The sequence below is a fragment of the Enterobacter sp. EGD-HP1 genome (assembly GCF_000733275.2).
Lineage (GTDB): Bacteria > Pseudomonadota > Gammaproteobacteria > Enterobacterales > Enterobacteriaceae > Enterobacter.
This window is the reverse complement of sequence record NZ_AVOP01000001.1, coordinates 683,127-709,763: the sequence shown is the minus strand read 5'-3', so window position 1 is coordinate 709,763 and position 26,637 is coordinate 683,127. Positions and strand designations below refer to the sequence as shown.

Here is a 26,637-nt window from a genome sequence, read left to right as displayed (position 1 = left end):
CCGCGCACGGGATATTTCGCCATAAAGGGATGACGACTCAAAGAGCCTGTATTTTAGAAACCAACAACACCCCTTCGCCACTTAAATAAATTCGATTAATTTGATTTAAGGCAATGTGATGTCAATCCTTGTTCAAATCAGCGGTAAATAGAGCATAGACCAATTCTCGCAAGGATGAATGTTGTGCTGTCGTGCCTGGGTTCCTGCCGCTATACTGCTGATAACTTAAAGGAAAAAGTGATCATTTGTCGGGGGATTTATGCTTCTCGAACGTGTGGAAATTGTCGGGTTTCGCGGTATTAACCGCCTGTCGCTGCAGCTGGAGCAGAACAACGTCCTGATCGGCGAGAACGCGTGGGGTAAGTCCAGCCTGCTGGATGCATTGACGCTACTGCTTTCGCCCGAAGACGATCTGTATCACTTCGTCCGCGACGATTTCTGGTTTCCGCCCGGTGACGTGACGGGGCGCGAGAAGCACCTGCATATCATCCTGACGTTCCGCGAATCCGAGCCGGGACGTCACCGCGTGCGTCGCTTCCGCCCGCTGTCACCCTGCTGGGTGCCGTGCGATGACGGTTTCCACCGGATTTTCTACCGGCTGGAAGGGGAGATGGCGGAGAACGAGGGGGTTCTCACCCTGCGTGAGTTTCTCGATGAAAAAGCCAACCCGATCCCGCTGGACAATATCGACGATCTGGCCCGCCACCTGATCCGCCTGACGCCGGTGTTACGCCTGCGCGATGCGCGTTTTATGCGGCGCATTCGTAACGGTACCGTACCGAATATGCCGGAAGTGGAAGTCACCGCCCGCGAGCTGGATTTTCTGGCCAGAGAGCTGGTGTCGCGCCCGCAGAATCTGACCGATGGTCAAATCCGTCAGGGGTTGTCCGCGATGGTACAGCTCCTGGAGCACTATTTTTCCGAGCAGGGAACCTCGGAGTCACGCCATCGCCTGATGCGCCGCCGTTCTCATGATGAGCAGCGAAGCTGGCGCTATCTCGACATCATTAACCGGATGATCGACCGGCCCGGCGGCCGTACCCATCGGGTGATTTTGCTGGGGCTGTTTTCAACGCTTTTGCAGGCTAAAGGCACCGTTCGTCTTGACCGGGACGCCCGGCCGCTGCTGCTGGTGGAAGACCCGGAAACGCGCCTGCATCCCATCATGCTCTCCGTGGCGTGGCATCTGCTGAATCTGCTGCCGCTCCAGCGTATTACGACCACCAATTCCGGGGAGTTATTATCACTGACGCCGGTAGAGCACGTCTGTCGCCTGGTGCGTGAATCCTCCCGCGTCTCCGCTTTCCGGCTTGGGCCGGGCGGTTTGAGCGCGGAAGACGGGCGGCGCATCGCGTTTCATATTCGCTTTAACCGGGCGTCGTCGCTCTTTGCCCGCTGCTGGCTGCTGGTGGAGGGGGAAACGGAAACCTGGGTCATCAACGAACTGGCGCGCCAGTGCGGCCACCATTTTGATGCGGAAGGCATTAAGGTGATTGAATTCGCCCAGTCGGGATTAAAGCCGCTGATAAAATTTGCGCGTCGGATGGGGATCGAGTGGCACGTGCTGGTAGACGGTGATGAGGCGGGCAAAAAATATGCCTCAACCGTGCGAAGCCTGCTGAATAACGAGCGAGAGGAAGAACGCGACCATTTAACCATGCTCCCTGCGATGGACATGGAACACTTTATGTATCGTCAGGGGTTCGACGACGTCTTCCACCGAATTGCCATGGTGCCGGTCGATGTTCCGATGAACATGCGGCGCGTGATCGCCAAAGCCATTCATCGTTCGTCAAAACCGGATTTAGCCATTGAAGTGGCGACGGAAGCGGGTAGGCGGGGCGTGGAGGCAGTACCGACGCTGCTGCGGAAGATGTTCTCCCGCGTGCTGTGGCTGGCACGCGGGAAAGCGGATTAGCGTTGGGTCGCCTGTTTCACCTGCTGAATCAGGCTATCCAGCAGCGCGTAGCGGCGGCGATATTCGGCGCGTTTTTTGCTGGCGATCTCTTCCATCGGTTTACGCGGCATGACGAGCGGCAGCATAAAGTTACCGTTGTCCTGCTTTTCACCGCCGATGGAGAGCCAGAAACTGTCGTAGTCGGCCAACAGTTTGCCCTCTTTTTTCTTGCGGTAGCGCCAGCTGCGATAAATATGGGTATCGTTACTGACGGCGACAATTTGCTCTACCGGGAACGCGGCGCCGAGCGTCATCGCGGCCTCGACCAGCAGACGTTTCGGGAAAAGACCATGGCAGGCTTTCGTCGCACTCTGGATCAGCTCATGGGGAACATGCGCTTTTGCGCCCTGCAAACCGCCAATGAACAGCGTCGATTTTCCCTCAAACGGGCATAGCGTAAAGGTCATCTCCGCCAGCGCCGTATTTTGACTGTCACAGAAAACGAGGGTAGCTTCTCCCTCTTTATCCATAAACGCGTCGGCACACAGACGGACGGTAAATTGCTGTTCATCTTTTCCGGTTAAGGTCAGCAGGGTCACGCCCTGCTTTGAAAGGTAACCATGAGTCAGCGTCGCCGGCAGCTGACGACACATCATCTGATAGTGCCAGGACAGTGATTCCAGCGCACGCTGTCGATCCATATTGACCGTCAACCACGGACGATGAAGGCGGCAGGGCAGTCCCGGCTGAACCTGGAGCATTTGCATCAGGTGTGGATGTTTTGCAAGCTCAGACAGCAGGCGCGCGGTGCTGAGCGGTGTCGCCAGTGAGCGCAGCATGAACTTACGTCGGTAGGCGGTTTTTTCCCATGCCAGCCCGGGCGTAATCTCCCCGAAAGCCAGGTTTTTGAAGAGCTGCCAGCCGGATGTTGGCTGGGGCAGGTTTGAAAGGGATGTATCGACGATAGAAGACATGGTAGATCCTGATCCTTTTGGAATATCGCTATTTCAGCAGGGGAAATGTCAACATCTCGTAAACAAATTAGGACGATTTCGGAGAACAGGGCTTTCGTTGAAGAGTCGTTTAGTTAGAATCAACACTTATCATTGCCAGAACATTTATTTGGAATATTTATGAACCTCAAGGGAAAACGCAGAACGCTGTTTCTGCTGCTGGCGGTCGTGGTTTTAGCCGGTGGATACTGGCTATGGCAGGTGCTGAATGCGCCGGTGCCACAGTATCAGACGCTGATAGTTCGCCCTGGCGAACTGCAGCAAAACGTCCTCGCGACGGGCAAGCTTGACGCGCTGCGCGAGGTTGACGTCGGCGCTCAGGTCAGCGGCCAGCTGAAAACGCTGTCGGTTGAGATTGGCGACAAGGTGAAAAAAGGCCAGCTGCTCGGGGTTATCGATCCTGAGCAGGCTGAGAACCAGATCCGCGAGGTGGAAGCCACGCTGATGGAGCTGCGCGCGCAGCGTGCGCAGGCGTTGGCAGAACGTAACCTGGCCCAGGTGACGCTGACCCGTCAGCAGGCGCTGGCCAAAACTCAGGCTATTTCGAAACAAGATTTAGATACCGCCACCACTGAACTGGCGGTGAAACAGGCGCAGATCGGCACGATTGACGCGCAGATCAAACGCAATCAGGCCTCGCTGGATACGGCGAAAACCAACCTTGACTACACCAAAATCGTCGCGCCGATGGCGGGCGAAGTGACCCAGATCACCACGCTGCAGGGCCAGACGGTGATTGCCGCGCAGCAGGCGCCAAATATTCTGACGCTGGCTGACATGAGCACCATGCTGGTCAAAGCCCAGGTCTCAGAGGCGGATGTGATCCATCTTAAGCCGGGGCAGAACGCCTGGTTTACGGTGCTGGGCGACCCGCAGACGCGCTACGAAGGCGTGCTGAAAGATATTCTGCCGACGCCGGAAAAAGTGAACGACGCTATCTTCTACTATGCCCGCTTTGAGGTGCCAAACCCGCAGGGCGTGCTGCGTCTGGATATGACCGCGCAGGTGCATATCCAGCTGACCGGCGTGAAGAACGTGCTGACCATCCCGCTCTCTGCGCTGGGTGAATCCGCCGGGGATAGCCGTTATAAAGTGAAAGTGCTGCGCAACGGCGAAACGCGCGAGCGCGAGGTCGTGATCGGCGCGCGCAACGACACCGACGTGGTGGTGGTGAAAGGGCTGGAAGAGGGCGAGGAGGTTGTTGTCAGCGAAAGCCTGCCCGGAGCCGCCAAATGACGGCGCTGCTTGAGCTGAATAACATTCGTCGCAGCTATCCGTCCGGAGACGGCCCGGTGGAGGTGCTGAAGGGCATCTCCCTGCGCGTGGAGGCGGGCGAGATGGTGGCCATTGTCGGGGCATCGGGTTCCGGTAAATCGACGCTGATGAACATTCTCGGCTGTCTGGATAAACCCACCAGCGGGACCTATCGCGTGGCCGGGACGGATATCTCCACGCTGGACGGCGACGCGCTGGCGAGGCTGCGCCGGGAACATTTCGGCTTTATCTTCCAGCGTTACCATCTGCTTTCTCACCTTAACGCGGCCCAGAACGTGGAAGTGCCTGCGGTGTATGCGGGCGTTGAGCGTAAAAAGCGCCTTGAGCGCGCGCAGATGCTGCTGACGCGTCTGGGGCTGGCGGAGCGGGTGGAGTACCAGCCCTCGCAGCTGTCCGGCGGCCAGCAGCAGCGCGTGAGTATTGCCCGTGCCCTGATGAACGGCGGGCAGGTGATCCTCGCCGATGAACCGACCGGCGCGCTCGACAGCCATTCCGGCGAAGAGGTGATGGCAATCCTGCACCAGCTGCGCGATCAGGGGCACACGGTGATTATTGTTACCCACGATCCGCAGGTGGCGGCGCAGGCGGAACGTATTATTGAGATCCTCGACGGCGAGCTGGTCAGCAATCCGCCGCCGCGTGAGTCCAGGGCTGCGGCGCCGAAAGAAGTGCTACCGGCTTCAACCGGCTGGGGGCAGTTCTCCAGCGGCTTTCGCGAGGCGCTGACCATGGCCTGGCTGGCGATGGCGGCCAACAAAATGCGTACCCTGTTGACGATGCTCGGCATCATTATCGGTATCGCCTCGGTGGTGTCGATTGTGGTGGTGGGCGACGCGGCCAAGCAGCTGGTGCTGGCGGATATCCGCGCCATCGGCACTAATACCATTGACGTCTATCCCGGCAAAGACTTTGGCGACGACGAGCCGCAGTATCAGCAGGCGCTGAAATACGACGATCTGGCGGCGATTCAGAAGCAGCCGTGGGTGAACTCCGCCACGCCTGCGGTTTCGCAGAACCTGCGTCTGCGCGTGGGCAACGTTGACGTGGCCGCCAGCGCTAACGGCGTGAGCGGAGACTACTTCAACGTTTACGGCATGACCTTCAGCGAAGGCGCGACCTTTAACGCCGAGCAGCTGGCGGGCAGGGCGCAGGTGGTGGTGCTGGACGCGAACTCGCGCAGGCAGCTCTTCCCCAACAAAGCCAGCGTGGTGGGCGAGGTGATCCTGGTCGGCAACATGCCTGCCACGGTCATCGGCGTGGCGGAAGAGAAGCAGTCGATGTTTGGCAGCAGCAAGATACTGCGCGTCTGGCTGCCCTATACCACCATCTCAGGGCGGATTATGGGGCAGTCCTGGCTCAACTCCATCACCGTGCGCGTGAAGGAGGGCTACGACAGCGCGCTGGCCGAACAGCAGCTTGAGCGGCTGTTAACCCTGCGCCACGGGAAGAAAGATTTCTTCACCTGGAATATGGACGGCCTCTTGAAAACGGCGGAAAAGACCACACGTACTCTTCAGCTGTTCCTCACGCTGGTGGCGGTGATCTCGCTGGTCGTCGGCGGCATCGGGGTGATGAACATCATGCTGGTGTCGGTCACCGAGCGTACCCGGGAGATTGGCATCCGCATGGCGGTCGGGGCCCGTGCCAGCGACGTGCTGCAGCAGTTTTTGATTGAAGCCGTGCTGGTGTGTCTGGTCGGCGGGGCGATGGGCATTGCGCTCTCGATGATGATCGCGTTTGCGCTCCAGCTCTTTTTACCCGGCTGGGAGATTGGCTTCTCGCCGGTTGCCATTATTACCGCATTTTTGTGTTCGACCTTTACCGGCATTCTGTTTGGCTGGTTGCCCGCCCGCAACGCGGCGCGGCTGGATCCGGTGGACGCGCTGGCACGGGAATAACCCGAAAATAAAAATGCCAGCCGATCGGGCTGGCATTTTGACTGCGGGATGTACACAATAAAACAGAGAGCTATGCAACCGTCTCTGCTTCAACGGGTACGATTAGGCTTGCATGATTGCCTTTTGGTCCCTGATGTACATCGAACCGGACGGATTGCCCGGCTTTGAGCGTTCTGTAACCATCCATCTGAATGGTGGAATAGTGAGCGAAGATATCCTCGCCGCCGCCTTCGGGGCAGATGAAGCCAAACCCTTTGGCGTTGTTGAACCACTTAACAGTACCCATTTCCATGCTTCGACATCCTTCGTAAATCTTATAAGTTAAGATGGAATGAACCGGTGGTGGAGTGGGGGCTGTTCAAAACCTCGCCATCTCACGCTTGTACAATTTAGAGAAACGAAAGAAGTCGTCAAGCGTTTGGCGCTGGAGATGGGACAATAATCAACCAAAGTTTGAAGCAGTTAACGCTATTGCAATAGTTTGTGACAGACATCGCGGATGACAGTAATAGATGATTGTTATCTAACATCTGAGGTAGATTCAAAGTGGTTATGCATAATGGGTAAGACCAACGATTGGCTGGATTTTGACCAGCTGGCGGAAGATAAAGTGCGCGACGCGCTAAAACCGCCATCTATGTATAAAGTTATGTTAATGAACGATGATTACACGCCGATGGAATTTGTTATTGACGTGCTACAAAAGTTCTTTTCTTATGATGTAGAACGTGCAACGCAACTGATGCTTACCGTTCATTATCGTGGCAAAGCTATCTGCGGCATCTTCACAGCCGAAGTGGCGGAAACCAAAGTGGCGATGGTGAACGACTATGCGAGGGAGAACGAGCATCCGTTGCTGTGTACGCTGGAAAAAGCCTGATAAGGCATAAAATTGGGGGAGGTGCCTATGCTCAATCAAGAACTGGAACTCAGTTTAAACATGGCTTTCGCCAGAGCGCGTGAGCACCGACATGAGTTTATGACCGTCGAGCATTTACTGCTCGCACTGCTTAGCAACCCATCTGCCCGCGAAGCGCTGGAAGCCTGCTCCGTGGATCTGGTAGCGCTACGTCAGGAACTCGAAGCCTTCATCGAACAAACCACACCGGTGCTGCCAGCCAGTGAAGAAGAGCGCGACACGCAGCCGACGCTCAGCTTCCAGCGCGTGCTGCAGCGCGCGGTATTCCACGTCCAGTCTTCCGGACGTAGCGAAGTGACTGGCGCAAACGTCTTAGTCGCCATCTTCAGCGAGCAGGAGTCACAGGCTGCCTACCTGCTGCGCAAACACGAAGTCAGCCGCCTCGACGTGGTTAACTTTATTTCTCACGGAACGCGCAAAGACGAGCCTAACCAGGCATCGGATTCCAGCAATCAGGTCAATAACAATGAAGAGCAAGCAGGCGGGGAGGATCGTATGGAAAACTTCACCACCAACCTTAACCAGCTTGCTCGCGTTGGCGGTATCGACCCGCTGATTGGTCGCGATAAAGAGCTGGAGCGTGCGATCCAGGTACTGTGCCGTCGCCGCAAGAACAATCCGCTGCTGGTGGGTGAGTCAGGCGTGGGTAAAACCGCGATTGCCGAAGGGCTTGCCTGGCGCATTGTGCAGGGCGACGTGCCGGAAGTGATTGCCGACTGCACCATCTACTCGCTGGATATCGGCTCACTGCTGGCGGGTACGAAATACCGCGGTGATTTTGAAAAACGCTTTAAGGCGCTGTTAAAACAGCTGGAGCAGGACACCAACAGCATTCTGTTTATCGATGAGATCCACACCATCATCGGCGCAGGTGCGGCCTCCGGTGGCCAGGTGGATGCCGCGAACCTGATCAAACCGCTGCTCTCCAGCGGCAAGATCCGCGTGATTGGCTCCACGACCTACCAGGAGTTCAGCAACATCTTTGAGAAAGACCGTGCGTTGGCGCGCCGCTTCCAGAAAATCGACGTGACCGAGCCGTCCGTCGAGGAAACGGTGCAGATCATCAACGGCCTGAAACCGAAGTACGAAGCGCACCACGATGTGCGTTACACCGCGAAAGCGGTCCGTGCGGCGGTGGAGCTGGCGGTGAAATACATCAACGACCGTCATCTGCCGGATAAGGCGATTGACGTGATTGACGAGGCAGGGGCGCGTGCGCGCCTGATGCCGGCCAGCAAGCGTAAGAAAACCGTTAACGTGGCGGATATTGAGTCCGTGGTGGCCCGCATCGCGCGTATCCCTGAGAAGAGTGTTTCTCAGAGCGACCGCGACACGCTGCGCACTCTCGGCAATCGCCTGAAAATGCTGGTCTTTGGTCAGGATAAAGCCATTGAGGCCTTAACCGAAGCGATCAAGATGGCCCGCGCCGGGCTGGGGCATGACCACAAGCCTGTCGGTTCCTTCCTGTTCGCTGGCCCGACCGGCGTAGGGAAAACCGAGGTGACGGTTCAGCTCTCCAAAGCGCTGGGCATTGAGCTGCTGCGCTTTGATATGTCCGAGTATATGGAGCGTCACACCGTCAGCCGTTTGATTGGTGCGCCTCCGGGATACGTGGGCTTTGACCAGGGCGGCCTCCTCACCGACGCGGTGATCAAGCATCCGCACGCGGTCCTGCTGCTCGATGAAATCGAGAAGGCACACCCGGACGTGTTCAACATCCTGCTGCAGGTGATGGACAACGGGACGCTGACTGACAACAACGGGCGCAAGGCGGACTTCCGCAACGTGGTGCTGGTGATGACCACCAACGCCGGTGTGCGTGAAACCGAGCGTAAATCCATCGGCCTTATCCACCAGGATAACAGCACCGATGCGATGGAGGAGATCAAGAAGATCTTCACGCCGGAGTTCCGCAACCGTCTGGACAACATTATCTGGTTCGATCACCTCTCTACCGACGTGATCCATCAGGTAGTGGACAAGTTCATCGTCGAGCTGCAGGTTCAGCTGGATCAGAAAGGCGTGTCGCTGGAAGTGAGCCAGGAGGCCCGCAACTGGCTGGCCGAGAAAGGCTACGACCGAGCGATGGGTGCCCGTCCGATGGCGCGCGTGATTCAGGACAACCTGAAGAAACCGCTGGCGAACGAGCTGCTGTTTGGCTCGCTGGTGGACGGCGGCCAGGTGACCGTGGCGCTGGACCAGGCGAAGAACGAACTGACGTACGATTTCCAGAGTGCGGCGAAGCACAAGCCGGAAGCGGCTCACTGAGTGAGTTGAACGTTAATGTTAAAAACCGGGCTTTTGCCCGGTTTTTTTATGCCTGCCAAGGTAAAAGCAAAACGACAACAGTGTTGTCGTTTTTAGTGTTTTCTCCCTCTCCCTGTGGGAGAGGGTTGGGGTGAGGGCAACAGACCGCAGAGGAATTTTGCGAGGCACTTTCCAGTTTCTTTCGAAGTCAGTTGCTGGATAAATCCACAGTAATAAAATGGCGGCGCACCTGCAAAATCAGGTACCGGGATTGGCGTCCTGATTACACGCGAGAAATGATGTTGATGCGTCAACTATCATCAGGTTCGTTCACACTTTTGAAAGCTAGCGATATAATCCGCAGACTCAATTATGGTGGGCTGAACCGGGGCTTCTTTTGAAGCGCCGATTTTCCCGTGTGGGTCGGTACGCCAAACCGGTTCAGTCTGCCACCTGAGTTGGCGTTCGGGTGGAGATCTCATCATTTCACACGGAGTCATAACCAAATGGAACATAACAATTTTTCACTGCTCTACAGCGAACTCTCTCTCAACCCCGATCTCCCAACCCTTGCCGAGCGCTGCAAACTGCTCACAGAAATTCTTCTCGACTGCAAATCACTCCCGCAAACGCAGCCCGTTTGCCGTTGTCTCGGAGCCTGGCTGGAAGAGGTGAAATCCGGCCTCACAGAATCAATGCGTGATTTTCAGGTGGTGGAATTTGAGGATGAAGCGGAACAACCGCGACAACAAGAGTGGTTGCTGGAAGATACAGAAACGAAATGCGACTACTGCCGCGCGTTAAACCATGTGCTGCTGGTGTCGCATTTTGACCGCGATATGTTGCCGCACCTGACGGGGTTGCTGCATGACATTGCGCATTCGATGGCCGCAGATGTCGTTGCGCCTCAACGTGCAGAAACGGTAATTCACATTATTTCCTGAGTGCAATCCAAGGCGTCAGGGGCGTTACTCTGACGCCATTGGTTTATACCCTTTTTTCTGATGCTTACGTAACATATTGATTTATATGGTGCGGATTTACGTTCCAGAAAAAAGGGTTTTATGCGTAAAAGTTGATTATTTTGTTTGCTAACAATAAGATGGCGTTGTTTCATTCCAGTTCACTGCCGTACAGGCAGCTTAGAAAATGGCGCAACCCGGTGTGCACGGCGAGGATCCGTTCACTGCCGTACAGGCAGCTTAGAAATCCTTCAGCAGCTGGTCAATCAAGCCCACTTCGTTCACTGCCGTACAGGCAGCTTAGAAAAACCTTCTTCGCGCGCCCGTTCTTTGTGACAAGTTCACTGCCGTACAGGCAGCTTAGAAAGATAGTATGTAAAGAGAAATCACGATGTTGTTGTTCACTGCCGTACAGGCAGCTTAGAAAATATTTCCATCCGCCATTAGGTGCAGATAATTGTTCACTGCCGTACAGGCAGCTTAGAAAAGTAGGAATACCAAAATAATCAGCAATATCACGTTCACTGCCGTACAGGCAGCTTAGAAACCATACATCGGATAGTGTGGAGTGTGGTGATCAAGTTCACTGCCGTACAGGCAGCTTAGAAATGTGTCATCCCTGAAATCACCGTGCACAATAGGTTCACTGCCGTACAGGCAGCTTAGAAATGCAAAAGGCCAAGTTCTACGGCTCTGGGAACGTTCACTGCCGTACAGGCAGCTTAGAAATAAATCACCTCCAACTGCCATAGTTTTATTAAGTTCACTGCCGTACAGGCAGCTTAGAAAAATAGAAGTATTAAACAAATGTAATATTAAATGTTCACTGCCGTACAGGCAGCTTAGAAAGACAAGCTGGCTAAGGATGGATACAGCCCTATGTTCACTGCCGTACAGGCAGCTTAGAAAAGCCCATCCCGCGAATGTAAAGACGAGGGTAAAGTTCACTGCCGTACAGGCAGCTTAGAAATGAAATCAGGCCTAAGGGCATTGTCTCCTTCCGTTCACTGCCGTACAGGCAGCTTAGAAATTCAATAGTACCGGCTTTTGAAAGAATCGCTGGTTCACTGCCGTACAGGCAGCTTAGAAACACGAAGCGTACATGTTCGACGATAATTGTTTCGTTCACTGCCGTACAGGCAGCTTAGAAATCCTGCTGCGGTGCTGCTGGCAGTAGCATCCAGTTCACTGCCGTATAGGCAGCTTAGAAATGGGAACAGGCGAAATTACCTGTTGATGTAGCGTTCACTGCCGTGCAGGCAGCTTAGAAAAGGAGGGGAAGCAAACTCAAGCTCGTTACCCTTCTCACTGCCGGACAGGCAGTTTAGAAAGAGACAGCTGCGCTGGCTCGGTGGGGAGCATGGTTCACTGCCGCACAGGCAGCACAACTAAAACTACCCTTCTAAAACATTCATCTTATCTATTTAAACCTTAATACCATCAAACTCGCACCCTCTATTTTTCACAATAAATAAAAAATCTATTCACGCACAAATTATATTCTAACCAATATATTTTTCGTAAAAATAATGCATTAAATGAAAAAGTAATTTTTCGCTTTATTATCACGGCAATTACTCTTCATTTGATACCCGTCACATTTGTTTTCATCTTATCTCCGATAACATACCGTGCATTCAACACCTTGAAATAAAAGCCCTTGCCATGTCCGTAAACAGCATCACCCCTACAGATTTAAAAACCATCCTGCATTCAAAACGCGCCAACATTTATTACCTGGAGAAATGTCGCATCCAGGTAAATGGTGGGCGCGTTGAATATGTCACCCAGGCAGGAAAAGAGTCATTTTACTGGAATATTCCCATCGCTAATACCACAGCGGTGATGCTGGGAATGGGAACATCCGTTACGCAAATGGCGATGCGGGAGTTTGCGCGGGCAGGGGTAATGGTCGGTTTTTGCGGAACGGACGGCACGCCGCTTTATTCAGCGAACGAGGTGGATATCGACGTCTCATGGCTCAGCCCGCAAAGCGAATATCGTCCGACGGCGTATTTACAAAACTGGGTCTCATTCTGGTTTGATGAAGCAAAACGTCTGCAGGCGGCAAAGCAGTTTCAGCTTATTCGTTTACAGCAAATCGAAAAACAGTGGGCAGGGCTGCGGATGCAGCGAGAAACGTCTTTTCAGCCCGATCGGGACGCGCTGGAAACTATTCTTGAGCGTGCGAAGCAAGGTATGGAAAACGCGCAGGATCATACGTCGCTGATGCTCCAGGAAGCACAGCTCACAAAATCACTCTACAAGCTGGCCAGCCAGACGGTGGGCTACGGCACCTTCTCACGTGCCAAACGGGGCGGTGGGGCGGATATGGCGAACCGTTTTCTCGATCAGGGCAACTATCTGGCCTACGGGCTGGCGGCTGTCGCGGCCTGGGTGACGGGCATTCCTCATGGTCTGGCCGTCATGCACGGTAAAACCCGACGCGGCGGGCTGGTTTTTGATATTGCCGATTTAATCAAAGACGCCCTCGTTATGCCGCAGGCCTTTATTGCGGCGATGGAGGGTGAGGATAATCAACAGTTTCGTCAGCGCTGCATCAACGCGTTTCAACAGGCTGATGCGCTGGATGTGATGATTACCACCTTGCAGGAAACTTCGTACTCGCTGGCGGGCGTCGCAAAATGAATGTGCTGATTATCTCCCGATGTACCAAACGTGCGCGCGAGCAAAGCTGTCAGATTATCGATCAGTTCGCAGAGCGTACGGGGGACGCGGCATGGCAGACGACGATAACGATGGAAGGTGCTATCACGCTGCGCAAGCTGTTGCGTAAAACGGCACGTCGTAACACCGCCGTGGCCTGCCACTGGCTGAAAAAAAACGGTCAAACCGAGCTGCTGTGGATAGTCGGGAATTTGCGTCGCTTTAACGCGCAGGGACGCGTGCCAACAAATCGCACGACCCTACAAGTTATTCGCAATGACAGTGAACACCGCTGGCAAAGTGCGGAAAGCATCGCCCTGCTGGCGGCAATTGCCGGGCTGTTTCATGATTTTGGTAAAGCGGGGTTGTGCTTCCAGCAGACGCTTAAGGGTGAAAGTCAGCACCTTTGTCAGCCGTATCGCCATGAGTGGATCTCGGTTCGTCTGTTCGAGGCGTTTGTAGGGGAGCAAACCGATGAACAGTGGCTGGCGTCCCTCACTCAGCTAAAAGCCGCTGACGAAAAGGCCATGCTGAAAGCGCTGAAGATGGATACGGACAAGAACTGCAGCCTTTTGGGCAAACTCCCGCCTCTGGCAAAAGTGGTGATATGGCTGATGTTGTCGCATCACCGTTTACCGCAGTCGCATTCGACACGCCCTCAACTGATCTATTGTGAAGGCTGGTTTGAGAAACAGCTGAACGCAGACTGGAACTCGCTTAACCATAAATCCACCGAAAAACATCAGTGGAAAGAGCGTGATTTTAAAAATGTCTGGTAATTCCCGCACGGTACGCCGCTAAAAAGTAAAACCTGGCGCGAGAAGGCCCGGCAGATAGGTAAACGCATCCGGAACCTGTCCGCACTGCTTCAGGCGGGATCGCTGGATAATCTTTTTACCCTTCATCTTGCTCGCCTGTCGCTGATGTTGGCCGATCACGTTTACTCCTCTCAACCCGCGTATGCCGGGTGGCAGGATGATGCCTTTCAGTGCTGGGCCAACAGCGACCGCCAGTCCGGGCAGCTCAGGCAAAAGCTGGATGAGCACAATGTCGGCGTCGCGCATCTGGCGCTGTTGATGGGGCGTTCTCTTCCGGCATTGCACCGTTCATTACCCGCCATCGCCCGGCATAAAACGTTCCGGGAAAGGGCGAAAGAAGAGCGTTTTCACTGGCAAAACAAGGCGTGGGACGTTGCGTCTGCAGTGCGCGAGAAGAGTGTCGAACAGGGCTTCTTCGGCATCAATATGGCCTCGACCGGATGCGGTAAAACCTTTGCTAACGCCCGGATTATGTACGCGCTGGCAGATGAGCAGGCTGGGTGTCGTTTTAGCGTGGCGCTGGGGTTACGCACGCTGACGCTGCAGACGGGCCAGGCTTTGCAGTCGCGCCTGGGTCTGGATGACGACACGCTGGCCGTGGTGACCGGTGCCGCTGCAGTGAAGGAGTTATATCAGGGTAATGACGCTGAAGATACCAGCAGCGCCAGCGACGAAACGTTCTTCGCCAGCCATCACTACGTGCATTACGAAGGGGCGACCAGTAGCGGTATTGCCCAGCAGTGGCTGGCGAAAGAACCGGCGCTCAATCGCCTGGTCAGTGCCCCGGTGCTGGTGACAACCATCGATCACCTGATGCCTGCAACGGAAGGCGTGCGCGGCGGCAGGCAGATCCCTGCCATGCTGCGTCTGTTGACCAGCGATCTGGTCCTTGATGAGCCTGACGATTTTGACGTTGATGATTTGCACGCCCTTTGTCGGCTGGTGAACTGGGCGGGAATGCTCGGCTCTCGCGTGCTGCTTTCCTCAGCAACGCTGCCCCCCGCGCTAACGGAAGCGCTGTTTGAAGCCTATCGGGAAGGGCGTAAAGCCTGGCAGGCTGCGTGCGGCCAGTCGGACAGACCGATGAGTATCTGCTGCGCCTGGTTTGATGAGTATGGCGCACAGTCGCAGGATGTTGCAGACGATGCTCAATTTCGTCAGGCGCATGGCGATTTTGTCAGGCAGCGGATTAAACGTCTGCCTAACCAGCCGCGGCTTCGCCTGGGTAAACTGGCCGCCGTGGAGGCGCACGCTTCCCGCAATGCTGATGTTGTCTCTGCGCTGGCGCAGACGCTGCACCAGCAAATGTTGGCGCTGCACGGTCATCACCGTAGTACCCATAAAAGCGGCAAAACCGTGTCGTTTGGTCTGGTGCGGATGGCGAACATCAACCCGCTGGTTGCCGTCGCGCAGGCGCTGATGGCATTACCTTCTCCCGACAATTACCGTATTCATTATTGCGTGTACCACAGCCAGCACCCGCTGGCGGTGCGTGCGGCGATTGAAAAACGACTCGATACCGCGTTCACGCGGCACAAACCGGAGCGGGTCTGGGAGTTGCCTGACGTTAAGCAGGCGCTGACGTCGCCGGAACAGCATCATCTTTTTGTCGTGCTCGGAACATCCGTTCTCGAAGTCGGGCGCGATTTTGATGCCGACTGGGGGATTATCGAGCCGAGCTCGATGCGTTCGCTTATTCAGTTTGCGGGACGCATTCAGCGGCATCGTCAGATCGTGCCTGAGAGCGAAAACCTGGTGATTCTGGAACGCAACGTCCGCGCGCTTCGCGGAGAAAAGATCGCCTATTGCCGACCCGGTTTTGAAACCGAACATCATCTTCTGCCTCACCACGATCTCCATGAACTGCTCAGTAAAGAGGGCTACCGCACGCTGAATGCGATCCCGCGCATCGTTGAAAACCTGCCCGACAATACGCTGGCGGCGCTGGAGCATGCCCGTTTGCGTGCTGCGCTGCTGGGCGGGGGCGATAAGTCAGATGTGGTGGCCGCATCGTGGTGGCGGCTGCCGCTGACGTGGAACGGCGAGCTTCAGAGACGTACACCGTTTCGCCGCTCGTCGCCGCAGGACACTTTCTTTTTGAGTATGGAAGAAGAAGGCGATGAACCTGAGTTTTGCCTGATGCAGGAAAACGGGGTGTTAAAACCTGCGGGAGGATTTTGCGAACAGGCGTTATCCATGGCAGACGGCGTAGAGCCGTGGGTTGCCATTGATTATGCCGAGGTATTAGAGGCGCTGGCCGAGACGAAGCAGATGGAGCTGGACGCGGTGTCGCGACGGTATGGCGAAATGACGTTAAGAGTCAGCAGGGAGGAGGAAACAGAGCAATGGCTGTATCACCCGATATTGGGTGTGTTCAGGGAATATCTATAAAGAGCCAGGAGCGAGTATGTCAGTTGAAGCACTGAGCGCTTTCATCGCTGAGTACATTGCCGGACGACGGCAAACAAAGCTGGAAGCATTTGATAAAGAGGCCGCAAAGCGCAGCGATACAGATAGCGCAACGCTTGCGGCAGAACGCCGGGATATAGAACTTCGCTATGAGCCGAAAGCGTGGCTGACGGATGCCGCGAAGCGAGCATGGCAGATCTTTCTTCCGGTAACTCATGCTGCGAAATATTCACATGGGGAAAATAAAGGAAGTAGTTATCGGATAAATACAAATGTAACCGACGGGTACTTCAATACTTCTGCTGTCGACGAACTAACGCTAGATGTTGTTAGAAATGCGGCTGCATTTGATTTGGCTATTTTATTTTTGACCAACATTGAGGGGACTTCGCTATTAAGTTTTCTACAACGAAAGGACGCTCGTCCCTTAAGTTGTTTTACCAATGAGCCAGCACTTCTGGCACTATGGATTGAAGGCTTTTCCAGAGCGTTAAACGAAGACTTAGCGCTACATAAGTATGCCAAACAAAATTATTTTCCAGTAGGTGATGGTTATCATCTGTTAAGTCCGCTGTTTGCCACCTCACTTGTTCACGCCATGCATCAGAAGCTGATTGCTTTCCGTTTTGGTGACAATGTTAAAGCCATCTGGAAAGCGCGCCGCGAGAGAACCTGGCATCCCACTCCGTTGACGCTTTTCCCTGATTCAGCAGAAATACATTTCGGTGGCACCAAACCGCAAAACATTTCTTATCTTAACAGTGTCCGCGGCGGGCGTAGCTGGCTGCTTTCCTGTCAGCCGCCACAGTGGAGAAGGACAGAAAAGCCGCCGACGGCGTTGCGCTCCATTTTCACATCAGGTGGTCAGTTTGATCGGCGTGCGAACAGCACTGTTCAATTGCTTGTTTCTTTATTGGCAAGAACCGGTAATTACACCAACGTCCGTATTCGCGAAGCACGTGATGAATACATTGATGCGCTTATCGACCTGCTGTTTGTTGTGGCGTCGGAATTGCAGCGCGATACGTGGCAAAACTGGACAATCTTGTGCCCTCGATTAGCCAGTCATCAACAACTCTGGCTCGATCCCTGGCGCACAAAAACCGATGAAGCTTTTCGTCTCGAGCGGGATAAAGACGACTGGCAGGCTGGAGTCGCAGAGGATTTTGCCTTGTGGCTGAATACACGGTTGCGAAAAGGGTTGAAGGATATTGGAAAGGTGGAAGAGCGTGAGTGGCAAACCCGTGAACATTTACGCTCCAACCTCCGCGAAATGGAAAAAATTATCCAGGAGGCGCTGAAATGAGTTCACTGATCCTGCTTCGCCGTATCAGAGTCGAGAACGCCAACGCGATTGCTGGCCTGACTTACGGTTTTCCCGCCATTACTCATTTCCTGGGATTTTCCCATGCGCTGTCTCGCCGTCTGGTCGAAACGCACGAGCTACGCATTGATGGCTGTGCCGTGATCAGCCATGAGCACCAGATCCACGCGCACACGTCTGGCCGTGATTATCAGTTTGCCCTGACCCGCAATCCTCTTACCCGTGAAGCGAAAACGGCCTCCTTTAATGAAGAGGGGCGCATGCATATGACGGTTTCGCTGCTGCTCGAGTGTCACGGGGAAATCCCCAACGGTGAATACGGGCAGCGCGACCTCGCCGAGTTTCTGTCTCAGGTGTGCCCGACGCTCCGACTGGCGGGGGGAATCATCGTTGATATCCAGGATATTTCGGTTATGGCGATGCCTGCCAGCGCTCAGGAGATGGGTCGATTACAGTGGCAACTGATGCCGGGCTTTGCCCTGCGCGATCGCAGCGGCTGGCTGGGCGAACATCATCAAAGGCTTCTTGAAAACGACCCTAACGCCACGCTGCTTGACGCCTGGCTGGATTTTGCTGCTCTAAAAATACAGGCCGAAACGCCGGAAGACGGCAACATCCGCGAAGGTGAACCGGCCAACTGGCACGTTGTTCCCAAACCCAATCCCGGTTATCTGGTGCCATTAATGACCGGCTACCAGCGCATCTCTGAACTCTACGCTCCCGGCGTCGTAGCAAACGCGCGCGATGCGGAAACGCCCTTCGCGTTTACTGAAGCAGTGTATGGCGTGGGCGAATGGTGCGGCCTGCACCGGATTCGGTCACTGGAAGAAATTTTCTGGCGCTATCGCACGACAGAAACAGGCTACTACTGTCAGGGCGCGGGCGCGCCGGTGACATCTGAACATCTTAATTAAAAAGGACTTATCTATGGCAAAGGCTCCAACTGCCGTTAAAACGGCATCCGTACTGGCATTTGAACGTAAACTGGCAACTTCGGATGCGGTGATGTATTCAGGACGCTGGGAGGGAGAGAACTGGCAACCGATTCGGATTCAGGAAAAAGCGGTACGCGGCACCATTTCTAACCGTCTGAAAAATGCGCTTACCAACGATCCGGCGAAACTGGATGCTGAAATCCAGAAAGCGAACCTGCAGCGTGTAGATGTGGCGGCGCTGCCTGCCGATGCAGACACCCTGAAGGTGAAATTTACCCTGCGCGTGCTGGGTAACCTGGCGACGCCTTCTGTGTGTAATGACCGCGCCTATCAGGATGAACTTCAGCAGGTTATCGATGGCTATATCAGTGAACACGGTTTTGCCGAACTGGCTCGTCGATATGCAACCAATCTGGCGAACGGTCGTTTTTTATGGCGCAACCGCGTCGGCGCAGAAAAAATTATCGTGACCGTAACGGGCAGTAAGTCCTGGACGTTTGATGCGTACAATTATGTGCTGCGAGATTTTTCTGCCAGCGATGAGCAACTCATTACGCTGGCACAGGAAATCGAAAAAGGGCTGAGCGGTGAAGGTTTTGTGTTGCTGAATGTAGAGGCGCAGGTGCTGCTCGGTGCCGGGCAGGAGATCTTCCCGTCACAGGAACTGGTCCTGGACAGCAACAGCAGCAAGAGCCGTCTGTTGTATCAGGTAGACAGCGTTGCGGGCATGCACTCGCAGAAAATCGGGAATGCCATTCGAACTATCGATACCTGGCACCCTCAGGTAGACGCGCTGGGCGCTATCGCCGTTGAGCCGTACGGCTCAGTCACCAGTCGCGGTGTGGCTTGTCGTCAGCCGAAAGAGAAAATGGATTTCTACACCTTGCTGGATAACTGGGTGACGAAAGGTCAAAAGCCTGACGTTGAACAGCAGCATTACGTGATGGCCGTCCTGATCCGCGGCGGTGTCTTCGGTGAGAAGGGCGAGTAAGGAGTGATTATGGATCACTATCTTGAGATCCGCGTCCTGCCTGACCCGGAGTTCAGCGAGGAGATGCTGATGGCCGCGCTGATGGCTAAACTGCATCGTGCGTTGGGCCAGCGGGGGCAGGGCGATATTGGTATCAGCTTCCCTGCACATGGCATTAAGCCCGGCGCGGTGTTACGCCTGCACGGTACTCAAACGGCGTTAAGCGAACTCGAATCACTCCTATGGCGAAAAGGATTGAGCGACTACTGCATGTCCTCAGCCATCCAGCCCGTTCCGGTCGTCAACCAGTGGCGCTGCGTGAGCCGCGTCCAGGTGAAAAGCAGCGCGCAGAGGCTTATGCGACGTTCGGTGAAAAAAGGATGGCTAACGGAGGAGGAGGCGCAACAACGTCTTCTGACGATGCAGGAGGCGAGGACGGATTTGCCCTGGCTTAACCTGCGCAGTCTCTCAACGGGTCAGTCTTTTAAGCTCTTCATTCGCCATGGTGATTTGCTCTCTGCGCCTGTCTCCGGGATGTTTACGACCTACGGACTCAGCGCGGCGGCGACGGTTCCCTGGTTCTGAGAAGCATAACCGCATCCGCGTTCAGGGTGCGGTTTTTTCAGCCAGTCGGGTGTCAAAAATAAAGGGCAGCTGCTGAACTGAATTGAGCGCCGCGTGGAATGCCGGATGTAAGGGATTAAGGATGGCATTGTTTTCATAAGGAATGATGCAGGAAGGTAAGATGAGCGCGAGGGCACTGTTAGCCTGTAACCATCCGGTTCCCAGATCCATCGTTGATACCGGCGCCGGATTTTCCTGCCAGTCCTCGGGTAGCCATGCTTTATCCAGGTAATCAATCTGGTCATCCGGGATATCAATGCTGAAAAGCTGGTACTGATTCAACACGCTATCCTTTCGAACGTGCACCAAAATCTCCAGTGAGGCCAGTGAAATGGAGGTGGACACATAAACAGCTGGATGGCCTTTATGGTTCCACCGTCCGCCATACTGATTTGCACCACTTCCGCTCCACGCTTCGCTGGCATAGCGTCCCGTTACCAGTCGATAAAAAATCATGCGAATACGCCATGTTCGAGTCGACCAATCAGGTCGGTGACTTCCAGAGCACCGGTTTCCGTAGCGATAAGATCGACAGGCGCAACATTCCCAAGCCCGCGTACCGGTGCCTGCAGCCAGTTCCATGCCTCTTCTTTACTGCCAAAATAGTCGACGGCAGCATCCAGCACCCGAACGAAACGTGCCACGCGTTCGCTTTCATCCGGCGTCAGCGTCCGTCCCGCGCTTTTACGGCGGGCCACGTTACGTTCGTTAATCCCGGTGACGCGCAAAATGTCCGCTTTCGACATTGCCGTCCACTCATGAATGTTGTCGAGGACGCTGACGGGTAAGCCCTGATTGAGAAATTCAATCAGCCGCATACCCCTGTTTGCAGGTAAACCGGCGTACCGCCAAAGCGCGTTATCGGCAGGTTTCTGCGCGGGGATCCATGTTCTCATGTTACCTCCGGATTCATGTCATTTGTCATGTGTAAGTATAGCCATTTGTCAGGGGGAGTGAAATGAGTGTTTTGTATGCAGGAGGTGATGAGAAGAAGGCCGTTTGACCCTAATTTTTAGTGTATTTTTAATGTATTGATTTTAAATGAATATTTTGGTGGGTAAAAAAGAGGGTAAAAGAGGGGTTTTTAGCTTTTTTTGTATGAAAATCATGATGGTGTGGGGATATTATTCCAGTGCACTGCCGTACAGGCAGCTTAGAAACTTTTTTTTATGGGGATAAGCCTGGCCTTCCTGTGCACTGCCGTACAGGCAGCTTAGAAACTTCATGTACCATCCCTATGTAGACTTTTCGGGTGCACTGCCGTACAGGCAGCTTAGAAACTAACAACACCTCGACCAATAACCGCGTCAACTGTGCACTGCCGTACAGGCAGCTTAGAAAAGCTTCGCGGCCAGCACGCGATAACCCATGGAGTGCACTGCCGTACAGGCAGCTTAGAAATTTGACGTCACCAAAACACGCGACGACGTCAGGTGCACTGCCGTACAGGCAGCTTAGAAATGAAGGAGATAGAGAAGAATGGTTGAACCGAAGTGCACTGCCGTACAGGCAGCTTAGAAAAGACGCAGGCCGAGGCGGTTGGCGATTTCGTCGTGCACTGCCGTACAGGCAGCTTAGAAATCAGGGTAACCTTGCCGCTTTCGGCGTTTCTGGTGCACTGCCGCACAGGCAGCTTAGAAAATCATCTTGAGTGGCCCCCAGCGCTCAATCAGGTGCACTGCCGCACAGGCAGCTTAGAAATGGTAAATCTCTGGTATGCCGCCTTCACCGATGTGCACTGCCGTACAGGCAGCTTAGCAAAATAGAAAATAAGGTCTCATCCCCCTTACTCTCCACACTGTCTAACAGATAGCCCTAAAGCTGAAACGAACGGCCAAATAATTGTTCAAATAATCAACTGCACCACAAAAAAAATAAGGCCGGGAAAATCCCGGCCTTATTTAATATTCATCTGCCATTACAGGCGAAAACAATTAGCGACTACGGAAGACAATGCGGCCTTTGCTCAGGTCGTACGGGGTCAGTTCAACAGTCACTTTGTCGCCCGTCAAAATGCGGATGTAGTTTTTGCGCATTTTACCGGAGATGTGCGCAGTTACCACGTGACCGTTTTCCAGCTCTACGCGAAACATGGTATTAGGCAACGTATCAAGTACGGTACCCTGCATTTCAATATTGTCTTCTTTGGCCATCTAATCCTCTGGGGTATCACTACCAAGTTTTGAACCGGCAAGATAATGCCGAAATTCATCAATTAAGTAAAGAATTGCGCGATTAAAACGCAGCAAAACAGTTTCGGCGCATTGCCCAAGCGTCACGGTACAACCGAACAGGAAGCGCATTCGTAAAGGGGAGACAACAGGATAAACGTCAGGACGTTATCTGAAGCGAGGGTCCCAAACGGCGGCGGGGCAACAGGCAGAAGCTACTCTGCGGCATAATTATAACACCCTCACAAAAAATATGCGGAAAACATTTAGGCATTGGGCATAAAGAGCGTTCTCGGTATCCAGAAGTCGCGCGGGAGCTTCTCCTGACGGCTGGCATCCAGCTGTTCGATGTACTGGCGTCGTGGAATTTCAACGGCACCCAGGGAGGCGGTATGCTCGTTGAGCACCTGACAATCGATCAGGCGTCCGCCGCGCTGGGCAAACGCCTCGCAGAAGACCAGCAGCGCGGTTTTCGAGGCGTTAACCGCACGAGAGAACATCGACTCGCCGCAAAACAGCGTCCCTTGCGCCACGCCGTACATGCCGCCGACGAGCGCTCCGCCTTGCCACACCTCGATGGAGTGGGCGTAGCCAAGCTCATGAAGCTGGTGGTAGGCGGTAATGATATCGCGGGTTATCCATGTCCCTTCATAGCGGTCTTCGGCACAGCCTTCAATAACCTGACCAAAGGCGTGATTGAGGGTGACGCGGTAGGGTGATTTCGCATGGAAACGCCTCATGCTGCGGCTCGCGTGAAACTGCGCTGGCCACAGCACGGCACGCGGATCGGGGGACCACCATAAAATCGGATCGCCGGGAGAAAACCAGGGGAAAATACCGCGCTGATACGCCATTAATAATCGAGCGGGACTGAGGTCACCGCCAAGGGCCAGCAGCCCGTTGGGCTCACGCAGCGCCCCTTCCGGAGAAGGGAACGCGATGTTATGACGAGAAAGCTGGACCAGGCGCATGACAGCAAAACTCCAGTACGCGAGTGAGGACGCTACAAATATAGTCTACAGACGCTGTTTAAACTGGTAGTAGCGACCTTGTTTCGCCAACAGCTCTGCGTGACTACCTTGCTCAATAATGTGTCCGTTGTCCATCACAATTATCCGATCAAAACTCGCCAGTCCACGCAGGCGGTGTGTGACCATCAGCACGGTTTTGCCGGTCATGACATTTGCTAGTAAATCAATGATTTGGCTTTCGGTTGTGGCGTCCAGTCCTTCGGTGGGCTCGTCGAGCAGCATCAGCGGCGCATCGTGCAGTAGCGCGCGCGCAATGGCCAGACGGCGCAGCTCACCGCCGGAGAGCTGACGGCCGCCTTCGCCCAGCCAGCTGTTCAGCCCCTCGTCCTCAAGCAGTTTTTGCAGTCCGACCTGCTCCAGCACGGCGCGAAGCGCATCATCAGAGGCCTCTGGCGCGGCCAGCAGCAGGTTATCGCGCAGGGTGGCGCTAAACAGATGCACGCGCTGTGGAACGACGCTCACGGTCTTGCGCAGGGCCTGCTCGCTGAAATCGGTCAGCAACGTGTTATTAAAACGAATCTGACCGCGCTGCGGATCCCAGGCGCGGGTCAGCAACTGCAGCAGCGTCGATTTACCGCAGCCGGTACGGCCGAGGATCGCTATCCGCTGTCCTGCGTTAACAGAAAGGTTGATACCGTCCAGCGCGTTCTGCGCCTGTTTGTCATAGGCAAAGGTGACATCTTCAAGCGTCAGCGCAACCTGCTCTGGTACCGCGGTTTGCCCGGCACTGAACGTGACTTCAGGCTCCTGTTCGGCAATCTGGGTGATGCGCAGGGCAGAGGCGATCACCTGACCCAGATGCTGGAAGGCGCCCGTCACCGGGGCCAGCGCCTCAAACGCCGCCAGCGCGCAGAAGACGAAAAGGGCAATAAGAGGACCCGGCTGTGAATTCCCGCCGACATCGCCGGAGGCCAGCCACAGCATGGCAATCACCGCCACGCCGCCGATTAACATCATCAGCGCCTGAGAGAAGGCCGTCAGCTCCGACTGGCGGCGCTGGGCCTCATGCCAGTTAAGCTCCGTACTTTCCATGCGGGCGCGATAGCGCTTGCTGGCGCCAAAAATCGTCAGCTCTGCCTGCCCCTGAAGCCAGGAGGTGAGCTGCTGGCGGTAATCCCCGCGCAGGCGCGTCAGGTTTTCCCCGGTGGATTTTCCGGCGCGGTAAAACAGCGGCGGCAGAACGATCAGCGTTAACAGCATGATCCCGCCCAGCGTCAGCGCAACGGGAACATCCAGAACAGACAGCCCCAGCGTGACCACCACAATCACCACAAACGCGCCCACGATCGGGGAAATCACGCGCAGGTACAGGTGATCCAGCGTGTCGACATCCGCGACGACACGGTTAAGGAGCTCACCCTGACGAAAACGCGCCAGCCCGGCAGGGGAGAGGGGCAGCAGTTTGCTGAAGGTGTAGATGCGCAGGTGCTGCAGCACGCGGAAAGTGGCGTCGTGGCTGACCAGCCGTTCGAAATAGCGTCCGGCAGTACGGGTGATGGCGGTACCGCGAACACCGGCAGCCGGGAGCATATAGTTGAAGCTGTATAAACCGGCAAAGCCCGCGACGGCCGAGGCCGACAGGAACCAGCCGGAAAGCGTGAGCAGACCAATGCTGGCGAGCAGCGTGATAATCGCCAGCACAATCCCCAGCGTCAGCATCCATTTGTGGCGTTTATAGAGCGCAAGATAAGGCAGCAGAGCACGCATCAGATGTCCTCCTGACGGTTCGCCAGCAGGGCGGCAAACGGTCCCTGCGCGGCAACGAGAGAGGCGTAATCGCCTTGCTCAACAATACGGCCATTCTCCATGACCCAGATCTGGTCCCAGTCGGCAATGCCTTCCAGCTGATGGGTGACCATCAGGGTGGTTTGCTGCCGGGAGGCGGCGTTCAGGGCCTCCATTACGCGCTGTTCGCTGTGGGCATCCAGGCTGGCGGCAGGCTCATCCAGCAGCATCAGCTGGCATGGGTTAAGCAGCGCGCGGGCAACCGCCACACGCTGCGCCTGTCCGACCGATAGCCCGGCGGACTGGTCGCCGACCACGGAATCAACCCCTTGCGGAAGCAGCGGCAGAAACTCGCTGACCCAGGCACGGTCAAGAACCGATTGCAGTTCATCTTCACGCGCTTCCGGGCGCGCCAGAAGCACATTTTCACGCAGCGTAGCGGCGGGAAGCTGCGGGTTTTGGCCCACCCAGCTGAGCTGTTTACGCCAGGCGTCTGGATCGAGGTTGCGCAGTTCGGTTTTGTTGATCCGCAGTGAACCCGTGTAGGCCATAAAACCGGATAGCGCATTCAGCAGCGAGCTTTTCCCGGAACCGCTGGTGCCGACGAGCACCACGCGTTGTCCGGCAGGCAAGGTAAAGGTCAGCGGACCCGCGAGCACTTTGCCTTCCGGTGACAGAATGGAAAAGTCCTGCGCTTCAATGGTCACGGGCTCTTTAGCATTCAGCGTCACATCACCCCGCTCCGGGTGTGCCAGCGGCGTTTCCAGGAACGTTTTCAGGCTATCGGCTGCACCAACCGCCTGCGCTTTGGCGTGATAGAAGGTCCCCAGATCGCGAAGCGGCTGGAAAAACTCCGGGGCCAGGATCAGGGCCAGGAACCCGGCAGAAAGGGTCACCGCCGTGCCGTAATGGCCGAAATCCAGCGCGCCAAGGTAGGAGAAGCCAAAGTAGACCGCCACGAGGGCAATCGACAGTGAGGTAAAGAATTCCAGTACGCCGGAAGATAAGAAGGCGAGGCGTAACACTTCCATGGTGCGCTGACGGAAGTCCTGCGATGCCTGGCGAATATTTTCGGTTTCCGCTTCACCGCGGCCAAAAATGCGTAACGTCTCCATGCCGCGAAGACGATCGAGGAAATGGCCACTCAGGCGACCTAACGCCAGGAAGTTACGGCGGTTGGCATCCGCGGCCCCCATGCCGACCAGCGCCATAAACAGCGGGATCAGCGGGGCGGTGCCCATCAGAATTAACGCAGCCATCCAGTTAACCGGGAAGATGGCGATGACGATCAGCAGCGGAACGAAGACGGCAAGGGCCATCTGCGGCAGATAGCGCGCATAGTAGTCGTGCATATCGTCAATCTGCTCAAGGATCAGCGTCGCCCAGCTACCGGCCGGTTTACCCTGGATCCACGCGGGCCCGGCTTCCTGAAGGCGATCCAGCACCTGACGACGGATCTCGTAGCGGATGTGCTGTCCGGCGTGAAAACCGACGCGCTCACGCAGCCATACCACCCAGGCGCGCAGGATAAAAATCAGGATCAGGACAATAAAGGGCAGCAACAGCGCTTCGCGCGGGATGTTCTCCATGATCATGTGATTAAGAATGCGGGCCAGCAGCCATGCCTGGGCAACAATCAACAGGCCGCTAACGAATCCCAGGAGACGGGAAATCGTAAGCCAGCGGCGGGAAATAACGCTTTGCTGTTTCAGCCAGCGTGTTAACTCTTGTTGACGGGTTTTTTCCATTGCG

At 55.2% G+C, this 26,637-nt stretch carries 19 protein-coding genes, 1 pseudogene and 2 CRISPR repeat arrays; of the genes and pseudogenes, 12 read left to right on the top strand and 8 right to left on the bottom strand.

The window, feature by feature from the left end:
- Positions 1-259 precede the first annotated feature (259 nt).
- Positions 260-1,918, top strand: a complete 1,659-nt coding sequence (locus tag N037_RS03540) for an ATP-dependent endonuclease (RefSeq protein ID WP_032638998.1) — start codon at positions 260-262, stop codon at positions 1,916-1,918.
- On the opposite strand, the gene N037_RS03535 is transcribed toward N037_RS03540, so the two are convergent.
- On the bottom strand, positions 1,915-2,871 hold the full coding sequence (locus tag N037_RS03535; RefSeq protein WP_032638996.1) for a VirK/YbjX family protein: 957 nt from the start codon (positions 2,869-2,871) through the stop codon (positions 1,915-1,917). The two genes, N037_RS03540 and N037_RS03535, sit on opposite strands and share 4 nt — an antisense overlap.
- Positions 2,872-3,030: 159 nt before the next feature.
- Between N037_RS03535 and macA the strand changes: the two genes are divergently transcribed.
- Together macA and macB are read left to right on the top strand one after the other, a co-directional pair.
- The gene (macA, locus tag N037_RS03530) at positions 3,031-4,146 is read left to right on the top strand and encodes a macrolide transporter subunit MacA (RefSeq protein ID WP_032638994.1); all 1,116 of its coding nucleotides are present in this window, start codon (positions 3,031-3,033) and stop codon (positions 4,144-4,146) included.
- Complete coding sequence (gene macB / locus N037_RS03525) at positions 4,143-6,083, top strand: macrolide ABC transporter ATP-binding protein/permease MacB (protein ID WP_032638992.1); 1,941 nt, start codon at positions 4,143-4,145, stop codon at positions 6,081-6,083. Before macA ends, macB begins: the two co-directional genes overlap by 4 nt.
- 70 nt (positions 6,084-6,153) lie before the next feature.
- On the opposite strand, the gene cspD is transcribed toward macB, so the two are convergent.
- On the bottom strand, positions 6,154-6,375 hold the full coding sequence (gene cspD, locus N037_RS03520; RefSeq protein WP_006809408.1) for a cold shock-like protein CspD: 222 nt from the start codon (positions 6,373-6,375) through the stop codon (positions 6,154-6,156).
- Positions 6,376-6,642: 267 nt separating this feature from the next.
- On the opposite strand from cspD, the gene clpS reads away from it, so the two are divergent.
- The 9 genes and pseudogenes from clpS (at position 6,643) to cas6f (ending at position 19,919) form a co-directional block, all read left to right on the top strand.
- The gene (gene clpS, locus N037_RS03515; RefSeq protein WP_006174393.1) at positions 6,643-6,963 is read left to right on the top strand and encodes an ATP-dependent Clp protease adapter ClpS; all 321 of its coding nucleotides are present in this window, start codon (positions 6,643-6,645) and stop codon (positions 6,961-6,963) included.
- Positions 6,964-6,990: 27 nt separating this feature from the next.
- Positions 6,991-9,270 carry an ATP-dependent Clp protease ATP-binding subunit ClpA gene (clpA, locus tag N037_RS03510; RefSeq protein ID WP_023335109.1) on the top strand — a complete coding sequence of 760 codons (2,280 nt, stop codon included), beginning with the start codon at positions 6,991-6,993 and terminating at the stop codon, positions 9,268-9,270.
- Between the two features lie 485 nt (positions 9,271-9,755).
- A complete protein-coding gene (locus N037_RS03505) occupies positions 9,756-10,193 on the top strand; it encodes a hypothetical protein (RefSeq protein WP_032638990.1) in 438 nt (145 codons plus the stop codon).
- A gap of 177 nt (positions 10,194-10,370) precedes the next feature.
- Positions 10,371-11,542: direct repeats of the CRISPR family, unit length 28 nt; unit sequence GTTCACTGCCGTACAGGCAGCTTAGAAA.
- 334 nt (positions 11,543-11,876) lie between these two features.
- A complete protein-coding gene (gene cas1f, locus N037_RS03500; RefSeq protein ID WP_032638988.1) occupies positions 11,877-12,860 on the top strand; it encodes a type I-F CRISPR-associated endonuclease Cas1f in 984 nt (327 codons plus the stop codon).
- Positions 12,857-16,087: pseudogene (gene cas3f / locus N037_RS03495) on the top strand (type I-F CRISPR-associated helicase Cas3f). The gene cas1f and the pseudogene cas3f overlap by 4 nt, the downstream one beginning before the upstream one ends.
- 16 nt (positions 16,088-16,103) lie before the next feature.
- The gene (gene csy1 / locus N037_RS03490; protein ID WP_032638986.1) at positions 16,104-17,411 is read left to right on the top strand and encodes a type I-F CRISPR-associated protein Csy1; all 1,308 of its coding nucleotides are present in this window, start codon (positions 16,104-16,106) and stop codon (positions 17,409-17,411) included.
- Complete coding sequence (gene csy2, locus N037_RS03485) at positions 17,408-18,343, top strand: type I-F CRISPR-associated protein Csy2 (protein ID WP_032638984.1); 936 nt, start codon at positions 17,408-17,410, stop codon at positions 18,341-18,343. Before csy1 ends, csy2 begins: the two co-directional genes overlap by 4 nt.
- 13 nt (positions 18,344-18,356) lie before the next feature.
- The gene (gene csy3, locus N037_RS03480) at positions 18,357-19,355 is read left to right on the top strand and encodes a type I-F CRISPR-associated protein Csy3 (protein ID WP_032638982.1); all 999 of its coding nucleotides are present in this window, start codon (positions 18,357-18,359) and stop codon (positions 19,353-19,355) included.
- Positions 19,356-19,364: 9 nt separating this feature from the next.
- Positions 19,365-19,919, top strand: a complete 555-nt coding sequence (gene cas6f / locus N037_RS03475) for a type I-F CRISPR-associated endoribonuclease Cas6/Csy4 (protein ID WP_032638980.1) — start codon at positions 19,365-19,367, stop codon at positions 19,917-19,919.
- Between the two features lie 21 nt (positions 19,920-19,940).
- Here the strand turns inward: cas6f and N037_RS03470 are convergent, their stop codons facing one another.
- The 6 genes from N037_RS03470 to cydD all read right to left on the bottom strand — a co-directional run bounded on the left by N037_RS03470 (position 19,941) and on the right by cydD (position 26,633).
- Entirely contained in the window at positions 19,941-20,414 is a 474-nt protein-coding gene (locus N037_RS03470) for an RES family NAD+ phosphorylase (RefSeq protein ID WP_032638978.1), read from the bottom strand.
- Positions 20,411-20,854, bottom strand: a complete 444-nt coding sequence (gene parS / locus N037_RS03465; RefSeq protein WP_023337017.1) for a type II RES/Xre toxin-antitoxin system antitoxin — start codon at positions 20,852-20,854, stop codon at positions 20,411-20,413. The genes N037_RS03470 and parS overlap by 4 nt, the downstream gene beginning before the upstream one ends.
- Before the next feature lie 236 nt (positions 20,855-21,090).
- Positions 21,091-21,719: a CRISPR direct-repeat array (repeat unit 28 nt; unit sequence GTGCACTGCCGTACAGGCAGCTTAGAAA).
- Positions 21,720-21,892: 173 nt separating this feature from the next.
- Complete coding sequence (gene infA / locus N037_RS03460) at positions 21,893-22,111, bottom strand: translation initiation factor IF-1 (RefSeq protein ID WP_002211347.1); 219 nt, start codon at positions 22,109-22,111, stop codon at positions 21,893-21,895.
- Positions 22,112-22,395: 284 nt separating this feature from the next.
- Complete coding sequence (gene aat, locus N037_RS03455; RefSeq protein ID WP_032638976.1) at positions 22,396-23,100, bottom strand: leucyl/phenylalanyl-tRNA--protein transferase; 705 nt, start codon at positions 23,098-23,100, stop codon at positions 22,396-22,398.
- Positions 23,101-23,145: 45 nt separating this feature from the next.
- Entirely contained in the window at positions 23,146-24,867 is a 1,722-nt protein-coding gene (gene cydC / locus N037_RS03450) for a heme ABC transporter ATP-binding protein/permease CydC (protein ID WP_032638974.1), read from the bottom strand.
- Positions 24,867-26,633: a heme ABC transporter permease/ATP-binding protein CydD gene (gene cydD / locus N037_RS03445; RefSeq protein ID WP_032638971.1), complete on the bottom strand. Its 1,767-nt coding sequence runs from the start codon at positions 26,631-26,633 to the stop codon at positions 24,867-24,869. Before cydD ends, cydC begins: the two co-directional genes overlap by 1 nt.
- Positions 26,634-26,637 lie beyond the last annotated feature (4 nt).